Source organism: Thermococcus sp. 21S7 (assembly GCF_012027615.1).
Taxonomy (GTDB): domain Archaea; phylum Methanobacteriota_B; class Thermococci; order Thermococcales; family Thermococcaceae; genus Thermococcus.
Window position 1 is genome coordinate 52089 of record NZ_SNUT01000001.1, and the last position, 18173, is coordinate 70261.

At 54.5% G+C, this 18173-nt stretch carries 13 protein-coding genes, 1 tRNA gene and 1 pseudogene; 11 read left to right on the forward strand and 4 right to left on the reverse strand.

The window, feature by feature from the left end:
- The first annotated feature begins 32 nt into the window (after positions 1–32).
- The 8 genes and pseudogenes from E3E51_RS00200 (at position 33) to E3E51_RS00240 (ending at position 10870) form a co-directional block, all read left to right on the forward strand.
- A complete protein-coding gene (locus E3E51_RS00200; protein WP_167911160.1) occupies positions 33–1229 on the forward strand; it encodes an ATP-binding protein in 1197 nt (398 codons plus the stop codon).
- Positions 1226–5011 carry a protein kinase gene (locus tag E3E51_RS13075; RefSeq protein ID WP_240924206.1) on the forward strand — a complete coding sequence of 1262 codons (3786 nt, stop codon included), beginning with the start codon at positions 1226–1228 and terminating at the stop codon, positions 5009–5011. Before E3E51_RS00200 ends, E3E51_RS13075 begins: the two co-directional genes overlap by 4 nt.
- The gene (locus E3E51_RS00215; RefSeq protein ID WP_167911161.1) at positions 5008–5754 is read left to right on the forward strand and encodes a protein phosphatase 2C domain-containing protein; all 747 of its coding nucleotides are present in this window, start codon (positions 5008–5010) and stop codon (positions 5752–5754) included. Before E3E51_RS13075 ends, E3E51_RS00215 begins: the two co-directional genes overlap by 4 nt.
- 125 nt (positions 5755–5879) lie before the next feature.
- Positions 5880–6272: a hypothetical protein gene (locus E3E51_RS00220; RefSeq protein ID WP_167911162.1), complete on the forward strand. Its 393-nt coding sequence runs from the start codon at positions 5880–5882 to the stop codon at positions 6270–6272.
- 11 nt (positions 6273–6283) lie between these two features.
- A pseudogene (locus E3E51_RS00225) lies at positions 6284–7471 on the forward strand (BMP family ABC transporter substrate-binding protein); the annotation flags it as partial.
- Between the two features lie 684 nt (positions 7472–8155).
- A complete protein-coding gene (locus tag E3E51_RS00230) occupies positions 8156–9379 on the forward strand; it encodes a serine/threonine-protein kinase (RefSeq protein ID WP_167911627.1) in 1224 nt (407 codons plus the stop codon).
- A gap of 79 nt (positions 9380–9458) precedes the next feature.
- Positions 9459–10418, forward strand: coding sequence for an SPFH domain-containing protein (locus E3E51_RS00235; RefSeq protein ID WP_167911163.1), 960 nt, complete (start codon positions 9459–9461; stop codon positions 10416–10418).
- Positions 10419–10450: 32 nt separating this feature from the next.
- Positions 10451–10870 carry an NfeD family protein gene (locus E3E51_RS00240; protein ID WP_167911628.1) on the forward strand — a complete coding sequence of 140 codons (420 nt, stop codon included), beginning with the start codon at positions 10451–10453 and terminating at the stop codon, positions 10868–10870.
- On the opposite strand, the gene E3E51_RS00245 is transcribed toward E3E51_RS00240, so the two are convergent.
- Positions 10857–12113, reverse strand: coding sequence for an amidohydrolase (locus tag E3E51_RS00245; RefSeq protein ID WP_167911164.1), 1257 nt, complete (start codon positions 12111–12113; stop codon positions 10857–10859). The two genes, E3E51_RS00240 and E3E51_RS00245, sit on opposite strands and share 14 nt — an antisense overlap.
- Before the next feature lie 248 nt (positions 12114–12361).
- Between E3E51_RS00245 and asnS the strand changes: the two genes are divergently transcribed.
- Entirely contained in the window at positions 12362–13654 is a 1293-nt protein-coding gene (asnS, locus tag E3E51_RS00250) for an asparagine--tRNA ligase (protein WP_167911165.1), read from the forward strand.
- A 51-nt stretch (positions 13655–13705) separates the two neighbouring features.
- A tRNA-Arg gene (locus E3E51_RS00255) sits at positions 13706–13782 on the forward strand.
- Positions 13783–14163: 381 nt separating this feature from the next.
- Here E3E51_RS00255 and E3E51_RS00260 read toward each other — a convergent pair.
- Positions 14164–16536: a DEAD/DEAH box helicase gene (locus E3E51_RS00260; protein ID WP_167911166.1), complete on the reverse strand. Its 2373-nt coding sequence runs from the start codon at positions 16534–16536 to the stop codon at positions 14164–14166.
- A gap of 3 nt (positions 16537–16539) precedes the next feature.
- On the reverse strand, positions 16540–16956 hold the full coding sequence (locus tag E3E51_RS00265; RefSeq protein WP_240924223.1) for a DUF5658 family protein: 417 nt from the start codon (positions 16954–16956) through the stop codon (positions 16540–16542).
- Between the two features lie 134 nt (positions 16957–17090).
- Here E3E51_RS00265 and E3E51_RS00270 point away from each other — a divergent pair, with 134 nt between their 5' ends.
- The gene (locus tag E3E51_RS00270; RefSeq protein ID WP_167911167.1) at positions 17091–17561 is read left to right on the forward strand and encodes a hypothetical protein; all 471 of its coding nucleotides are present in this window, start codon (positions 17091–17093) and stop codon (positions 17559–17561) included.
- Here the strand turns inward: E3E51_RS00270 and E3E51_RS00275 are convergent.
- Positions 17510–18169, reverse strand: coding sequence for a ScpA family protein (locus E3E51_RS00275; protein WP_167911168.1), 660 nt, complete (start codon positions 18167–18169; stop codon positions 17510–17512). The genes E3E51_RS00270 and E3E51_RS00275 overlap by 52 nt on opposite strands.
- Positions 18170–18173: the final 4 nt, after the last annotated feature.

Consider the following 18173-nt stretch of genomic DNA (forward strand, 5'->3'; position numbering starts at 1 on the left):
CATCAATTTGAACGGGAGTGGAGGTGTCTGAAATGCCCGTCGATCTGTCCGGCCCTCTGATGTCCGCCTTCAGGAAGGCCAAAAGAGAGTTTGAGGATGCCGTGAAGAAAGGAGATAAGGAGACCGCCAAAAAGAAGGCCCTAGAATGCTCAAGAATACTCAAACAGCTGGCCAAGTACGACGAATTTAACCGAGAAAGCTATCTCCAGAAGGCCAAGAAGTGGGAAACAATAGCCAGGGACGTGGAGGCCGGCCGTTACGGGACAAAACGAAAGCACAGACCGATGAAGGAAGGGGGCAAAAGAACAAACGACGAAGGGAGCGATGAGGAAAACGACCAGTTCAAACGCTACGTTGAGAACCTGATAACGAAGTCAAAGGTCAAGTGGAAAGACATCGGCGGTCTCGATGAGGTCAAAATGCTCATGATGGAAACGGTCGTCATCTCCGCCCTGCAGAGACCCGAATCGATCCAGCCCTGGAAGGGAATCCTCCTCTTCGGCCCTCCGGGAACCGGCAAGACACTGCTCGCGAGCGCCGCGGCCGGAAGCCTGAACGCGACCTTCTTCTCGGTCAAGGCCAGCAACGTTCTCAGCAAGTACTTCGGGGAGTCCACGAAGATAATCTCGGCCCTCTACGAGGTGGCCCGGGAGAGGGCGCCGAGTATAGTGTTCATGGACGAGATAGACGCCCTGACCACCAAGCGCTCCGGCGACCAGAGCGAGGCATCGAGGCGGATGCTTGCGACCCTGCTGACGGAGCTGGACGGATTCCAAGACAAGGGGAGCGACGTTCTGGTTCTAACACTGGCGGCGACCAACACGCCCTGGGACCTGGACGAGGCCGTTCTCTCGCGCTTCCCGCGCAGGATTTACGTTCCCCTGCCGGATGAAAAGGCCACGAAGGAGATAATCAGAATCAACACCCGCGGGCTGGACATAAGCAAACTCGACCTCGACGCGATAGCGGAGGAGAGCGTTAGAAGACTTTACTCCGGAAGGGACCTTAAGAACCTCTGTCAGGAGGCTATATGGCACATGATACGCGAGGAGAACAGAAACCTCCACAAACTCGCCGAACTCCCCTTCGAGGAGCTGAGGAAGCGCTCCCTGCGGACGAGACCGCTTGAGATGAGGGACTTTGAGGAGGCGTTTAAGAGGATTAAGTCTCCGCTGACGAGGAGGGATATCGAGCGGTACGAGAAGTGGGCGGAGGAGTTTGGGGGATGAGAATGACGAGAAAGAGTTCAATCCTACTGGTCTATCTCCTTCTCGTGATGCTCTTTGCGAGTCCCTCCTCAGCCAGGAGGGTTTATACAGATACACTTCCAAAAGACGGCTACGCAGACACCATAGAGGTACACGGTGTCCTGAACCCCGAGAGCGCTATCCTCCAGATCGCCAAGGGCGAGTACGACCTGGGAATGTTCGCTTTCAATGCCAACAAATATCTGGGCTTGGGCAATGATGTTCTGGCCAAGCTTAACCTGTACAAGAGGGCCAGCTCGTCCGTCGAGCTGAGCATCAACCCATACAAAGATCCGAATAAGGATGCTCCGATTGTTACCGCCGGTGACAAGGTTTATTTCAACCCGTTCGCCATCAAACAAGTCAGATTCGCACTAAATTATCTCATTAACCGGGAGTACATCGTCCAGAACATCTACCAAGGAAGCGGTGCCGCCGCCCTCAGTGGCATCACTCCGAGCGACCCGGCTGCCAAGTACTTCACTCCGGTTTACGATGCTCTCCACCTTACAGGCTCGGGTAATGAAGAGCTTGCCCTTAAGCTGATAGCTAACGCTATGGATGAGGCCGCCAAGCAGGTTGCCAAGTACGGCCACACTCTGGAAAAAAAGGGTGGAACCTGGTACTTTGACGGTCAGCCGGTTACCATCAAGTTCATCATTCGTATCGAAGACGAGAGGAAGGACATAGGCCTTTACATCTCTGACCTCCTTGAGAAGAAGGTTGGATTCAAGGTTGACAGGATGCTCCTCGATAGGCGGAAGGCGAGCGAGATTGTTTTCGGGAAGCCGATCAGCACCTACGAGTGGAACCTCTACACCGGAGGTTGGATTACCGGAAGCATTAAAAGCAAATATCTGGACTGGCAGATCTACTACTGGTACTCACCGCTTGGCTACTACCCGAACTTCAACGACCCGAGGCACCAGCCCGACGTCACCGTTGAGGACGCCCTCAGATACATTGGGGAGGGAAGTGTTACCGCTGGTCTGCAGAAGCTTGAGACCAAGTACTACACCAGCGAGGAGAGCCTTGGCCCAATACTCAAGTGGACCACCAAGGAGATTGGTTACATCATCCTTAACGGCCAGTACACGGATTCCACGACCGGCAGTACCATAGTTCTCAGCAATGCCGACCAATACTGGGATCTCCAGAAGGTAGGCATCCTTGTTGGAATTATGGATAGTGTTAGGATTTTCCTCGTTGAAACTTGGGAGTTTTATCCGGGTAACAAGGCCAGGGTCAGCAAGATCCTCAGCGACGACAGCATTGGCATCGCCAGCCGGTGGAGCATCATGACCGCCGAGACTCCGGACAAGCACCTTAAAATCGTCCAGAACACACCCACCGGCGCCATGTTTATGAGCGCCTTTAACCCGATTAGCGGCATCACGGATATTAACAGCGCCCTTATCTGGGATCTGATTCATGACCCCGGTGGAACCACCAGTTTCGATGGTGTCTACGTTCCGTACAGGTGCAAGTGGGAGCTTGAGCGCGGTCACTTCACTGTCCCGGACGATGCGGTCATCTACAACCAGACCCAAGGCTGGATTGCTGAGAACGCTGGCAAGGATGCCGCCGTCAAGGTCAAGGTCACCTGTGACTTTGGCCAGTGGCACAACGGCGTTAAAGGCAACATTGACGACCTCAAGTACTACATTGCATTCCTCTACACCTGGGCCTACAAAGACACTCCAAACGATCAGTACTACGATGCCTCCTTAAGTAACTTTGCTACCACTTACAAGACATACTTAGGTTTTCAGTTTACTGACAACGGTTACGTAGTTTACGGCACCTACGTCCCATCTTTTGCCGATGATCTCACCGCCAGCAACTACATCCTCTATCCGCAGCTTCCGTGGGAGCTTTACTGGGCTATGGGTGAGCTCGTGGCCAACGCGAAGCAGTACGGCATCGACAAGACCTACTCCTTCAGCAGCGGCTCCGAAAACGACTACTGGCTAGATCTTCTGAATAAACAGCACGTTGGCGATCTGTCTAAGGTTCTCGACTATGCGGCCACGTATGGAAGGTTCAAAACGAGCTTTCCCGGGCTGCCGCTCAATAGCCTAAAGAACAGAGCCGAGGCAGACCTGTCGTTTATGGATACATACGGGCATCTTGCAATAAGCAACGGGCCATATAGACTAGTCGAGTATTCTCCCGAAAATAGATATCTAAAGCTGGTAAAAGTTACAAAGGAAGAGGAAGCGGATGGTGCAACTTCGGGTGCCGTTACCACGACTACCACAAGCCCACACACCTCCACCGAAACCAAGGCCACCACTACGTCCCCATCTCCATCCACGACCTCTCCCTCCCCCACTCTATCAAACAGCGAGACATCATCTTCCGAAACGACAAAACTCCTGCAGGGGGAATCCCTCCCAGCATCCACGGGACAAACCGGATGGGCAAACCCAACCTATCTGATCGCCGCCCTCGTTGGCCTGATAGCAGTCGGCGGCGTCGCCGCCAAAGCCCGGGGAGGAAAATCCAAACCCTCATCTTCCATGGAAGCAGCCGCAAAGCCAGCGCCGACCCCGGCGAGGAAACCCGAATCCAAACAGTACGCCCCGCCAAAAAACGTCCCCTACTTCCCGCCGGAGCTCCTCGACAAATATGAGCCCCTCGAATTTCTCGGCGAGGGCGGCTTCGCCAAGGTCTTCAAAGTAAGGAGGAAATCCGACGGAAAAATCATAGCCCTCAAAGTCTCCCGCCTCGACGAGAAGGCCAAGAGGTTCTTCCTCAAGGAGGTCAAGGCCTGGCGCCTCCTCGATCATCCGAACATCGTGAAGCTCTACAACGCCTTCGACGAGCCTCTACCTCACCTTGAGATAGAGTTCGTGGACGGAATTCAACTCGACGGAGAGGTAATCAGGGATCTCGGGAAGTATCCGAAACCAACCGGCGAAGAAACCGCATTGGCGCTCGTCAGAGGCATCGCCGAGGGTCTAAAGCACGCCCACTCAAAGCAGGTCTACCACCGCGACCTTAAGCCCCAGAACGTCCTCATAACGGGTGATTTAACGCCCAAGATAACCGACTGGGGGCTGGCCAAGGTCGGCGCGGTTTCCACAACGGCAACGACCACCAAGGGACTAACCCTCCTCTACGCGGCCCCGGAGCAGCTCGACGACGAGACCTACGGCCACACTGACCAGCGGACTGACATCTACCAGCTCGGTCTTATATTCTACGAACTCCTAACGGGCAGGCTTCCCTATCAGGGAACCTCCCCCGCCGTCGTAATGGCCAAGGTCATCAACCCGGCAGTGAAGCCCAAACCGCCGAGCCACTTCAACAAGGCCTTGGCAAAATACGACGGCATCTTTGAGAAGCTTCTCGCTAAGGAGAAAGAGCAGCGCTACCCGAGCGTGGAAGAGTTCCTTAGGGATTTGGAGCTGATGAAGAAGCTCGACGAGGAAAGGAAGACCTTGGAAGAGGAAATCGAGAAGACAAAAACGACTATGAGCCTTACAACGGACAGCAGAGAGCTCAAGAAGCTCATGCGCCAGCTCGTGAAGCAGCTGAGCAGGAACGCCCTCCTTCACGCCCAGTTGAACGACAAAGCTGGCCTGATCAACGCGCTCGAAGACATCAAAGCCTTCTCCAGAGAGCACAGGAATGAGCTTGAGAACGCCATAAGCCAGTTCGAGGTGATGATGCGCGAAAGCGTCCCTATAAGCAAGGCCACCCTGGACGAGCTTAGGGTTCTGCTCCATAAAGTGCAGAGGGAGGTTGAGGAAAGATGAACACGGATGGAGAGATGACCAGCCTTTTTCTTCCATTTGTATCCGGTATAAGCCACGTCGGGGGAAGGTTCAACAACGAGGACAGCTTTTTAATTCTGAGGCTGCCTGACGCGTGCATCTTGGCGGTAGCGGATGGACTGGGCGGGCACAGCGCCGGAGAGGTGGCCTCAAAAATCGCGGTGGATGCCCTGAAGGAAACGTTCTCGGGAGAATACGAGGCAGGAATTCCAGTGTATCTCGTCAGAATACTCCTCAAAAAAGCCTACGAACTTGCCCACTCCAGGATACTGGAAGACGCCGTCGGCGAGAAAGAGGGGATGGGAACCACCCTGGTTACGGCGTTCATTCGGGGAAGAGAAACCGTAATAGCCAATACCGGAGACAGCCGAGCTTACCTGATACGGAACGGCTCGATAGCGGCCAGGACAAAGGACAATTCCCTCGTCCAGGAGCTCGTTGATAAAGGTGAGATAACCCCGGAGGAAGCGAGGAGGCACCCCATGCGGAACATCGTGACGAGGGCCCTCGGGATAAAGTTCGGGGTTGACTTCTACGGGTGGGAGCTTAAGCCGGGGGACGTTCTTCTGCTCAGCAGCGATGGATTACACGACTACGTTGACGAGGAGAGAATAGTCGAGATTGCTTCCTCCGGAAGAACACCTGAGGAAATTGCCAAAAAACTAATCGAGGTGGCCCTGCCCATCACAAGGGATAACGTGACGGTGGTGGTGTTGAAGGGCTAAGCTCTCAAGTCCATCTTTTATACCCGCCAGGTATAATACCTCCGGGTATAAATACAAGATAGAGGTTGATGCCCAATGCCCGAAAACCCCTTATCCCCAAAGACCGTAGTAAGGTGGGTGGTGACATGAAGGGGGCGTTACTGGTTGTGATTGCGCTCGTGCTGTTATCACTCATGCCCATACCTGTAGTTAAGGCCGAAGGGAGCTACTACTGGGTCAAGACTTACGGCGGCTCTGGGACTGATGTAATTAATGATGTTAAACTCCTCGATGATGGGAGCGTCATTGCAGTTGGGTATACCAACAGTTACGGTTATGACGCTGGCGATTATGATGTCTTCGTAATGAAGCTCTCCCCAAATGGGAAAGTTGAGTGGGCCAAAACTTATGGCGGGAGCGGTGATGATAGGGCTTCCGCGGTTGCTATCGCACCGAACGGCGACATCATCGTGACTGGGACTGGTTTGCTGAGGCTGGGCCCGGATGGAGAACTCAAATGGGCAGTGGAGTTGGGATGAGAGGTGGGATTATGGGCAATAAAAGGCTGAAAATTGTAAAAGTATTTTTACTGGCGTTCTTTTTATTCTTTGTAACATTACCAAAAGCTGAATGCAGTGCTGGAAAAATTGCCATAGTCTACGATGTGGGTGGAAGGGGTGATCTGAGCTTCAACGACATGGCCTACCTCGGTGCCTCCAAGGCCGCAAAGGACTTTAACCTCGAACTCGTCGAGCTCCAGAGCAACAGCGAGGACGACTACTACAAGAACCTTGAGACCCTCGCCAAGGCCAAGAAATACAAGCTGATCATTGCGGTCGGCTTCATGATGACCAATGCCGTCAAGGCGGTTGCCCAGAAGTATCCAGACCAGAAGTTTGCCATCATCGACGGCTATGATCCGGACATGCCCAGCAACGTCATGATGATTGTCTTCAAGGAGAACGAGGGCTCAGCGCTGGCCGGTGCTCTCGCGGGCCTTATCGCTGCCAACGACGGCAAGGACAAGGTCGGAATCGTCCTCGGTATGGAGATACCTGTTCTCTACAAGTTCGAGGCCGGCTACCGCTTTGGAATAAAGTGGGCCGAGGAGTACTATAAAAAGAAGACCGGAAAGGACGTTGGCATAGAGGTCCTCTACACCTACACGGGGTCATTCGGCGACCCTGCCAAGGGTAAGCAGGCCGCACAGGCCCAGCTCCAGCAGGGCGCCTGGGTTATCTACCAGGTTGCTGGCGGTACCAGTCTCGGTGTCTTCGAGGCCGTCGGTGACTATCTGAAGGCCAACAACAAGAAGATGGGTCCGCCGTTCGCTATAGGCGTTGACTCCGCCCAGGACTGGATTAAGCCCGGTGTTATAATCGCGAGCACGATGAAGCGCGTTGACGTCGGTGTTTACAAAGCCGTTGAGGCCGCGGTTAAAGGAACATTCAAAGGAGGAATCATAGAACTTGGATTAGCTGATGGCGGTGTTGGATTAAGCACTCCAAATGATGTTTGGCAGATTTTTAACACTCTCCCACCCAATATTAGACAAACAGTACTCGGTGAGCTAGGGTTTGCTGATGAGAATGAACTCTTTAAGAGGTTTGAAGAGACTAGAAAGCAGGTTCCAGACTGGATCTGGGCTGCAGTGGAGGAATTAGAAAATGAGATTAGAAACGGCATTGTACAGGTGCCGTATGTAGTAACTAGAGATGAAATTGAAAAAATTAGAAATGGAGATATTGTAATAGACTCCTCCAAAATTCAGATAAGAGAATACCCTACCAAAAACTGGAAAATTATTGACGTAACGACACAATCTTCCCAAACATTTACCCATACTCTCTCATCGACAACTTCAACTACAACAATTCAGACATCAAGCTCAGCAACCCTAACAGACACCGCATCTACTTATGCACCAACAGCATCGACATCATCGAAAACTGTTTACATTCTTAGTGCGTTCTTGGTTCTTACAGTTATTGGGGGTATTATCGTCAAATCAAAGGGTTCCAAATTAAAAACAGCCCCAGAAGAAAATAAAACTACCTCATCAAACTCCGTTAAACAAGAAATTTCCTCTTCCCTGCTACAACCGACTCCCAGATACGAGGCTCTCGGGAGTTATCTTTCAGGGCTGAACAAAAGCACCGTGACGTTAAAGCTTGAGGAGATAGAGAAAATAATTGGGGGCAAACTCCCTGATTCCACAAGAAAACACAGAGCCTGGTGGGGAAATGATAAAAGCCATTCTCACGCGGTAAAGGGCTGGCTGAAGGCCGGCTGGAAGGTCAAGCGCGTGGATTTTGAGAAGGGAATCGTTGAGTTCGAGAGGTTAATCCCAGAAAAGAAGCCAAAGCCAGCACCAGAGACAAGGGAAGTCAAAAAGCCTGCTTTAAAGACTGAAGAACGGACGATGCCAGAAGTGAAGAAGCCCGCCCTTCCCGAACCCCCTGTTCCGGGCTTTCCATCGGAACTCCTCTCCCGCTACGAGCCCCTCGAATTCCTCGGTGAAGGCGGATTCGCCAGGGTATTCAAAGCCAAACGCAGAAAAGACGGCAAAAGGGTCGCCCTCAAGATACCGAGGATAGACGAGAGAACAAGCAAGACTTTCATCAAGGAGGTCTCCGCATGGCTACACCTCGACCATCCAAACATCGTGAAACTTTACGATGTCGACATTCTTCCAATCCCCTACCTCGAAATGGAGTACGTCGAGGGTGTGGAGGTTGATGGTGAAACCGTTAGAGACCTCGACGGCTATCCAAAGCCCGTCGATGAGGAGACTGCGTTGAAGCTCGTCAGAGGCATTGCCGAGGGACTTAAGCATGCGCACTCAAAGGGCATCTATCACCGGGACTTGAAGCCGCTCAACATCCTCCTTAAGGCGGACTTAACCCCGAAAATCACTGACTGGGGACTGGCGAAGCTCGGAACCATGAGTTCGAGCAGGAGTGTTCTCGGTTACACCCCGCTTTACGCGGCGCCGGAGCACTTAATGCCGAGCAAGTACGGGCACACAGACCAGAGAACGGACATCTGGCAGCTGGGCGTTACCTTCTACGAGTTATTAACTGGGAAACTGCCGTTCGAGGGTTACACTTACGAGGAAGTCTTCGGAAAGATAACCGACGAGAACTATCGCCATAAGCCGCCCTCGGAAATCGACCCCCGGCTGGCAAAGTACGACGGAATCTTCGAGAGGCTCCTGGCAAAGAGGAAGGAGGAGCGCTACGGGAGCGTTGACGAATTTCTCGAAGACCTGGAAAAACTCGATGAGGCCGCAAAAAGGAAGGTGGAACTTGAAAAAGATGTTGAAGAGCTAAAGAAGTCCCTCGCAAGGAGCGTCGAGGCGCTAAAGAGAAGCAGAAGCTCCGAAGAAATCCTGAAGAATCGCAGGCTGGTGGTCGAAACCCTCGGCAAGCTGGCTTTGGCTTACGCCGAACTAAACAGGAAGGCAGAGCTTCTGAACACGCTCAACTACCTGAAATTCTACACTGCGGAAAACTTGGGCGATTTGACGAACGCAATCAACACGGTAGAGATGCTCATTAAGGAGAACCTTCCGGTCGGCCAAGACTTCATCGAGAGGCTGAAGGTTCTCGTGCACAACATTGAGAGGGAAAACTGGAAAGCATAGTGTCCTTCATTCTTTCAACAGAAACCCTTATAAGAACTTACATTTCTTTAAGTTTGATAACTAACCGGAGGCGATAGTAATGCCGTTTGCCGGGATTGCACTAGTTGTACTAGGAGTGTTCCTTTTGATAATGCTCCTGCTGAGCGTGAAGGTTATCCGTCCGTACCAGAAGGGTCTCGTCGAGAGGCTCGGAAAGTTCAACAGAATCCTGGAGCCGGGAATACACTTCATAATACCCTTCATGGAGCGCGTCAAGGTCGTGGACATGCGCGAGCACGTCGTCGATGTGCCGCCGCAGGAGGTCATCTGTAAGGACAACGTCGTCGTCACCGTCGATGCCATCGTTTACTACCAGATACTCGACCCCGTCAAGGTCGTTTACAACGTAAGCAACTTCCTGATGGCCATCATCAAGCTCGCACAGACCAACCTCCGTGCCATCATCGGCGAGATGGAGCTCGACGAGACGCTCTCCGGAAGGGACATAATCAACGCCAAGCTGCGCGAGGAGCTTGACAAGATAACCGACCGCTGGGGTGTCAAGATAACCCGCGTTGAGATACAGCGCATAGACCCGCCGCGGGACATACAGGAGGCAATGGCCAAGCAGATGACGGCAGAGCGTGAGAAGAGGGCCATGATACTCCTCGCGGAGGGTGAGAGGGAGAGCAAGATAAAGAAAGCCGAGGGTGAAAAGCAGGCGGCCATACTCCGGGCCGAGGGTGAGAAGCAGAGGCAGATACTCGTCGCCGAGGGTCAGGCCGAGGCAATACGAAAGGTCCTCGAGGCACTCTCGATGGCCGACGAGAAGTACCTCGCCCTCCAGTACATCGAGAAGCTCCCCGAACTCGGAAGGCAGGGCAACCTGATCGTGCCCTACGACACCGAGTCCCTAATCGGACTGCTGAGGATACTCCAGAAGGTGAAGGACATCCCGATGCCCGAGACGCCGGAACCTTCCGGCGGCGATGGCGGGGAGGAAGTGACCCCCTCCGAGCCTGGTGAAGGCAACTCGGATTTGAACCCGGAAAAGGCTTAAAGACCTTTTCTTAATTTTTGATGGTGGTGGGCATGGAAGCGCTCCCGATTTCCCTTCTTATCCTCGGCCTCCTCGTGATAGCCCTGGACATGATGGTTACCGCGTTCATAACCCCGATCGGAATAGCGATGGTCGTCATGGGGCTCCTGATGGGGTTCGGGGTGAGCTTCACCGAGAGCTTCGTCGCGGCCCTCATAGCGGCGGTAGTCTCGTACATTGTCGTTAGCCGCTACGTAAAAAAGGACGTCCAGGACGCCGGAAAGGGCAAGTACACCTTCGAGCTGAAGGGCAAGCGCGGGAAAGTGGTTGAAATAGGAAAAGACCACTACATCGTCGAGCTTGAGGGGGACAGGTGGATAGCGCTGGCCGAGGGGGACGAGAAGCCCGGAATCGGCGACACCGTTGAGGTCGTCAATGTTGACGGCGTCAAACTCATGGTCAGGAAGGTCTGAACTCCGCCCACAGCTCCTCCATCGTTTTTCCAAGTTTCGTGAACAGGCCGTTTCTGTAAACGACCTCCCCGTTTACCGTGACCAGCTCGACATCACTTCCCCTGGTGGAGTAGACTACGTGCGAGTACGGATTTTCACCCGGCAGGAACTGGGCCTTTCTGGCGTTTATAAGGACCAGATCCGCGAGGTAGCCGGGCTTTATGAGGCCCGCCCTCAGCCCGAGTGCCCTTGCACCCCCGACAGTGGCCCAGCGGAAAACCTCCCTCGCAGAGGCGACGTCGGTTCTTCTCCTCCAGACCTTGTTCAGAACCGCCGCGAAGCGCATCTCCGTGAAGGTGTCCATCAGACCCACCGGATTTGGGGAGTCGTTTCCGAGGGCGATGTTCGTTCCCCTCTCAAAGAGTTCTATTATCGGGGCTATCCTTCCCTCAAGCTTTGCCATGCTCAGGGAGCAATGGACGAGCGTCGCACCGCTTTTCGCGTAGAGGGAAACCTCTGAATCGCTCAGATAGATGCCGTGGACGCCGATAAGGTTGTCCCCAAGTACACCGGCCCTTTCAAGGTATTCGACGGGAGAGAGGCCGTAGCGGCGTTTGACCTCCCGCACCTCCCCCATGCTCTGGGAGAGGTGAACGTGAATCAGGGCGTTCCTACCGCGGGCAAACTCGCCGATTTCCCTCATCAGCTCAAGGGACACCGTGTTGGTGGCGTGGGGCGCGAGGGTTGGGGTCATGAGCCCATCTTTTCCCACCCAGTCCTTAAAGAACCTGAAACCCTCCTCGGGCGCGGCTATGGGGAAGTCAATCGTGTCCATGACGGTCTGGCCGATGAAGGCCCTTATTCCAACTTCCCGGGCGGCCTTTGCTATCTCGTCGGCGAAGAAGTAGTGGTCGTTTATCGTCGTTGAACCGTTGGCCAGCGCTTCAGCCATTCCGAGGAGCGCCCAGCGGCGAACGTCCTCTGGTTTCCACTCCAGCTCCGCGGGCCATATAACGTCGCTGAGCCACCTCTCTATGGGCACGTCCTCACCAAGGCCCCGAAACTTCGACATGGCGACGTGGGTGTGGGCGTTGACCAAGCCAGGTAGGACGATGTAGCCGTCTCCCCCGTAAACTTCATCGACGGCGTATTCACCGATTCTTTCCCGGGGGACGACGTCTCGGATGAACCCGTCTTCCACTACGACCGCGACATTCTTCCTTGGGGATTCGCAGTCAACGGCGGTTCCAATAAGTGCAAACATCACATCACCCTCTTGGACATCTGACGCGCTGATACTTAAACATTTTGACATATCGACATAAAGTTGCCCAAAGGATTTAAATGGGGAGCATTCCGAATATCCCCCATGCCACTACTGATAATCGTCCGGCCCAGAGTTCTCGGGATTGGAACGGTCACTCTGTGGATAAATTGACGCTTTTCTGGTAGCCGTTGCTCCAAATCGCTACCGTTATAAAGTCCCCCTCAAAGCCTCTGGAGGTGGTAACGATGATTGATAAGGTTTACTGCGCTGACGTTCGGCCAGATATGGAAGGTAAGCGCGTTAAACTTGCAGGATGGGTTTATAGGAAGAGAGAAGTCGGAAAAAAGGTGTTTATAGTCCTCCGCGATTCAAGCGGGATAGTTCAGACCATATTCAAGAAGGAGCTGAGCGAGGAAGCCTACGCCGAGGCGAAGAAGGTCGGAATCGAGTCTAGCGTGATAGTCGAGGGCACCGTCAAAGCCGACCCCCGCGCGCCCACAGGGGTCGAGATTCAGGCGGACAGAATCGAGATCGTTCAGAACGTGGACTTCTTCCCGATAACCAAAGACGCGAGCGACGAGTTCCTGCTGGACGTGAGGCACCTCCACCTGCACTCACCCAAGGTCGCCGCGATAATGAAGGTCAAGGCGACGATGATGCAGGCCGCTCGCGAGTGGCTCCTTCAGGACGGCTGGTACGAGGTCTTCCCGCCGATACTCGTCACCGGTGCCGTCGAGGGAGGAGCGACGCTCTTCAAGCTCAAGTACTTCGACAGGACGGCTTACCTCAGCCAGTCGGCCCAGCTCTACCTTGAGGCAGCTATATTTGGCCTCGAAAAGGTCTGGTCGCTCACGCCGAGCTTCAGGGCCGAGAAGAGCAGAACCAGGAGGCACCTCACCGAGTTCTGGCACCTTGAGCTTGAGGGAGCCTGGATGGACCTCTGGGACATCATGAAGGTCGAGGAGGAGCTGGTAAGCTACATGGTTCAGCGCACGCTGGAGCTCAGGAGGAGCGAGATTGAGACCTTCAGGAAGGACTTAACCACCCTCAAGAACGCGGTTCCGCCCTTCCCGAGGGTGAGCTACGACGAGGCGATTGATATACTCCAGAGCAAGGGCGTCGAGATAGAGTGGGGCGAGGACATGGGCGCCGACGAGGAGCGCATCTTGACCCAGGAGTTCGAGGCCCCGTTCTTCGTCCACGGCTATCCCAAGGGCATTAAGGCCTTCTACATGAAGGAGGATCCGGAGGACCCGCGCAAGGTTCTCGCCGCGGACATGCTCGCGCCCGAGGGATACGGTGAGATCATCGGCGGTTCCCAGCGTGAGGACGACTACAACAAGCTCGTGCAGAGAATCCTCGACGAAGGCATGGATCCAAAGGACTACGAGTGGTACCTTGACCTCAGGAAGTACGGCAGCGTTCCGCACAGCGGCTTCGGCCTCGGCCTTGAGAGGCTCGTCGCCTGGGTGCTGAAGCTCGACCACGTCCGCTGGGCAACCCTGTTCCCGAGGACGCCGAGCAGGCTGTATCCGTGAGCCTGCTCCCACCACAACTTTTATAAAACTCCCCCAAGACCATTAGCCCGAGGGCCCGTAGCCTAGCAGGATAGGGCGCCGGCCTTCTAAGCCGGAGGTCGCGGGTTCGAATCCCGCCGGGCCCGCCAGTAACACAAACTTTTGCCCCGCAAAGTTTGATCAAAAGCTGGTGATTCCTTCTGAATGGTCAGATTTTTAGTGGGTTTTTTGGGTTAGTGGTGACTTTATAAGGAGAGATTCATCGCCAAAAAGGCTTTTTTAACGGGTTCAACTTCACCCGCGCTCCTCCGGAGCGCTAAAAAAAGCGGAACCTATCAAGGGTTGCCTTTTTTGGAATGAATCCGGCCAAACTTGCAGATTTCAACTGAAAACCCCTGTTGCCTAGCGAATTCTAAGTAAGGAATCACGAACTTTGATGAAACTTTGCAGGGCAAAGTTTCCTGTACTCTCAAACCCCAGAAGCAGGGCTACGCCCGCGTTGGGAAACTTGCAAAAGAAAAGGCAATTAATCACCCATCCCCGTCCTCAACGTAGGGGGCGGTTATCACCTTCCTTATCTCCCTTGCCTTCTTTTCGCCTATTCCCTCGACTTCCCGGAGCTCCTCCTCAGTGGCGGTGAAAACGCGCTCAACGTTCTCGAAGTGCCGAAGGAGCCTCTTCGCGAGTGTGGACGAGACGTAGGGGAGGCCCTCAACGATGAGCCTCTGCCTCTCGGCGAGGGTTAAGGCCTTCTTCTCGCTCCTGAGGCGAACTTCTTTCTTCCTCTCCTCCTGCTCGCGCTTCGCTAAGAGGTAGATGAACTGGGCCGTCTCCTCGGTTCCGGAGGAGAACAGTATGGGGACCCCCCAATCGAGGGTTACTGCAGCTATGGCGCCCCTGATGGCGTTGGGGTGGACGTTCCTTATACCGTAAAGCTCGCCCTCTATGATTATCACCGGCTTCGGGTAGGCCCTCTTCAGCCTCTCAACCTGGTCGAAGAGTCTGCCGTCGATGATGGAGCCTATGAAGTCGTTGGCGCTCTTCCTCTCTATCCCGACCTCCTCGCTGACCACGTAATCAGCGACGTCGAGGGTTCTGACCTCTATCTCCGCTCCGAGCTCCTTAAGATGCTTTGGAACGCCGCTCCTGAGCTCGCGGTTGTCTACGTAAACAACTATTCCCTTCGGCTTCCTCACGAAGACGGGCCTTATCGGGAGCTTTTCATAGACCTCCTCCTTGGAAGGCCCGGGTTTCTCGGCCTTTTCCACCTTCTTCTCAGCATTTTCAGGCTTTTCCTTCGGCTTCAGAAACTCATCGAGGGAAGCTATTTTTCCCTTCGAGGGCATCTCAACACGCTCCACGGCCCTTTCCCTTATTTTACCCCTCCCCGGGTGGGCTTTCTCAAGTTCCCTGGCGAGCTTCTTTATGGCGTCGAACATGCCCTTTTCCTTCCTCCGGGAGCTCCAGTAGTAGGCTTCATCGCGCGTCCCCTTGGCCATCAGTATAACGACCCTCCCCGGCCTGTGCCTTCCGGTTCTTCCGCGCCTCTGGATGCTCCTTATGGCCGAGGGCACAGGCTCGTAGAAGACGACGAGGTCGACCTCGGGCACGTCGAGGCCTTCTTCACCAACGCTCGTGGCCACCAAAACATTGAACTCACCGCGTGAGAACCTTTCAAGGGTCTCCTTCTGCTCCCTCTGACTCATCCCCCTGTCGTTGCTCCTGCTCGCCTGCCCGATGAACCGCTCCGCCAAAACGCCCATCTCCCTGAGCTCCTCTACTATCTTCCTCCCCGTGTCGCGGTAGTTCGTGAAGACGATGATTTTCGAGTTCGGCTTTTTCTCCAGCTGTTTTTTAACGAGCTCCTTCAGCTTCCCCATCTTCGGGTGGTCGAGGCCAAGCTCCTTCGCCTGAACGAGGAGGTATATCACCTTCCTCATGCGCGGGTCTTCCATGAGCCCCCTGCTGGATTTCGTCCTCCTGTCCTCCCTGAGCTTCTTGAGGTACGCCCTCAGCGCGGTTAGCCCCTGGGTTTCAAGCAGTTCTATCGCGTGCTGCAGCTTTACAGCCTTGGCCTGATACATTCTAAGCCGGCCGAGCTCGTAGTTGCCCCTCGCGACCTCCTGGTTTATCTTTGAACCCGCCTGGAGAACCTCCCTCTTGGAGATCTCCGGCGAGTACGTGCTCACCAGCTTGAACTGGGCGAGGGGCTTGAGGCTCTCCTTGAGCATCTCCCTCAGAAGGGAGCGCACCTCCTTGTAGATGCCGGGGAGCTCAACCCTCACCCACTCGAAGCTCATCCTCTGAACGTAGGGTTTGACGTCAGGCGAGCTCTCGGTTCTTATCTCGATGCGCTCTATCCCGAGGTTCCTGACTATCTCCCGTATCCGCTCCTCGTCGCTTCCGGGGGATGCCGTGAGACCGAGCACGAGAGGATACCTGGCAGTCCTGAGGTACTCCCTGGCTATGAAGACGTAGGAGTAGTTTCCCACCGCCCGGTGAGCCTCGTCAAAAACGAGCAGAACGACGTCCTTCAGAGAGATCCTCCCGGTAAGGATGTCGTTTTCAACGGTCTGGGGCGTTGCGGTTATTACCGTGCTTCTCGCCCACAGCTCGGCCCTCTGTTTGGGGGAGAGTTCACCGGTGAGGACGTTGATCCTCTCCGGGGGAAGGTCGAAAAGCCGCCTGAAGCTCTCGGCGTGCTGGACTGCCAAAGGCTTCGTCGGGGCGAGCATGAGAACCTTGCCGCCGTACTTCGAGAGCCTGTAATCGGCTATGAGCATGGCTATAAGCGTCTTTCCTAACCCCGTTGGCAGAACGACGAGGCAGTTGGTTTCCTTACAGCGGGCGTAGATTACCTCCTGGTAAACGCGGGGCTCGATTAGATCGCGGCGGAGATACATGGTTTAAACTTGGAGGGAGCGAATAAAAGCTTTCCTGACGTCCCGCGCGGATGCGGGCTTTTCGGGCCTAACGATGAGCATCGCCACGAGAAGGCTCACCGGAATGGTCGGTATCAGGAATTCACGACCGAACAGCAGGTAGAGGTTGTTTACCGCGGGGGCAGCTTTAAAGAGCACAAAGACCGCGGGAAAGTACCTAAAACCACCAGAGATACCAGTCAGGGCTGAAGTTACGAGGATTAAGGCCACACCCAGGGCAGTGAATAGGGCAAAGCTTCCGAAGAAGAGAATAGGGTCTGAGAGCCTCTGGGCTATGACGGGATTTGCCTCAGAGAGCCCTCTACTTACGCCAAACCAGGTTGTGAGCATGTCTAGAACCGAAAACGCCACGAAAAATCCCGCGTACACCTTGCCCCTCATTCCCTTCACCACCGTTATCTACTCAGCTCCCTTTAAGTACTTTACTTCGTAGTTAGAACCTACACGTGTACAAACATAGGTACCTACACTATGGACGGACAAAGGATTTAAGCGGTTCATCCCACAAGGCTACCATGCTCCTCACGAGGCACGCCAGGGAGAGGCTCATCAAAAGGCTGGCGAAGAAGAGAAGACTTGAACGCATCTACGCCGAGCTGTGGAACTTCCTCGACCGCTCGCGGAAGATTGAGGTGAACGAGAATGTGGTAATCCTCACGGACGGGAGAAAGAGTCTGGTCTGCGCCAGGCTTGAATGTGAGTTGCTGTCCCTTGAGGAAATCAGGGGGAGGGTTTCCGGGATTTCCGAGGCCTACGACTGCGTCTTCTTCGATGGGAGAAAAGCCCGGCATACCCTCCCCCGGAAATTCGTTGAAGGCATTCCAAACGGGAGGTACCGCTTCTACATGAACCGGGAAAAGAAGAGCCTCTACATAGGAAGCGAGGAACCCTTGCTGGCCATAACGATAAGACCGGCGAAGAGGGAGGAAAGAAATCAGGCCTCACCCGCGGGCACGACGAATATCTCCCCAAAGGGCTCCTCCTGAATGAGGTCAACCTTGCCCATGTTGGAGAGGAACAGGAGGTAGAGGAAGGTTCTGGCGATTATCTTCGGCGTTGGGTCGAAGACCAGGTCCCAGAAGTTTATGGGCTCCCTAGTTTCCCTGTACATGTTCACGACTATCTCGTGGAGCCTGTAGACGTGCTTCTCGATGTCAACGCGGAAGTCATCGACGACGAATACCTCCTCCTCTATCTCGACCTTCTTCCTCTTCCGCGGCTTTCTCTTCTCGGCCTCCTCAAGGGCGTCCATGAGGGCATCCAGGAGGTCGTCGAAGGTGTAGTAGCGCTCGACCCGCCTGAGCGGCGGAGCTAAAGGTTCAACATCGACCCTTATGCGTTCCTCGTTGGGCTCCTCCTCTTCCTCATCGTCGGCGTGGAGTAAGGCCTCGCTCTTCATCCTGACGAGGATTGATGCCGCCAGAATGGCCCTCGCCGAAACGCGGAGGTCGAGCTCCTTCATCTCCCTGAGCCTCTCGATGTACTTCTCGGTCAGGTCAACGATGTCGATGTTCCAGGGGTCAACCTTCCCCATGGTGACGAGCTGGAGGAGAATGTCGACGGGCGTTATCTCCTCCTCACGGCGCGATTCCATCTTT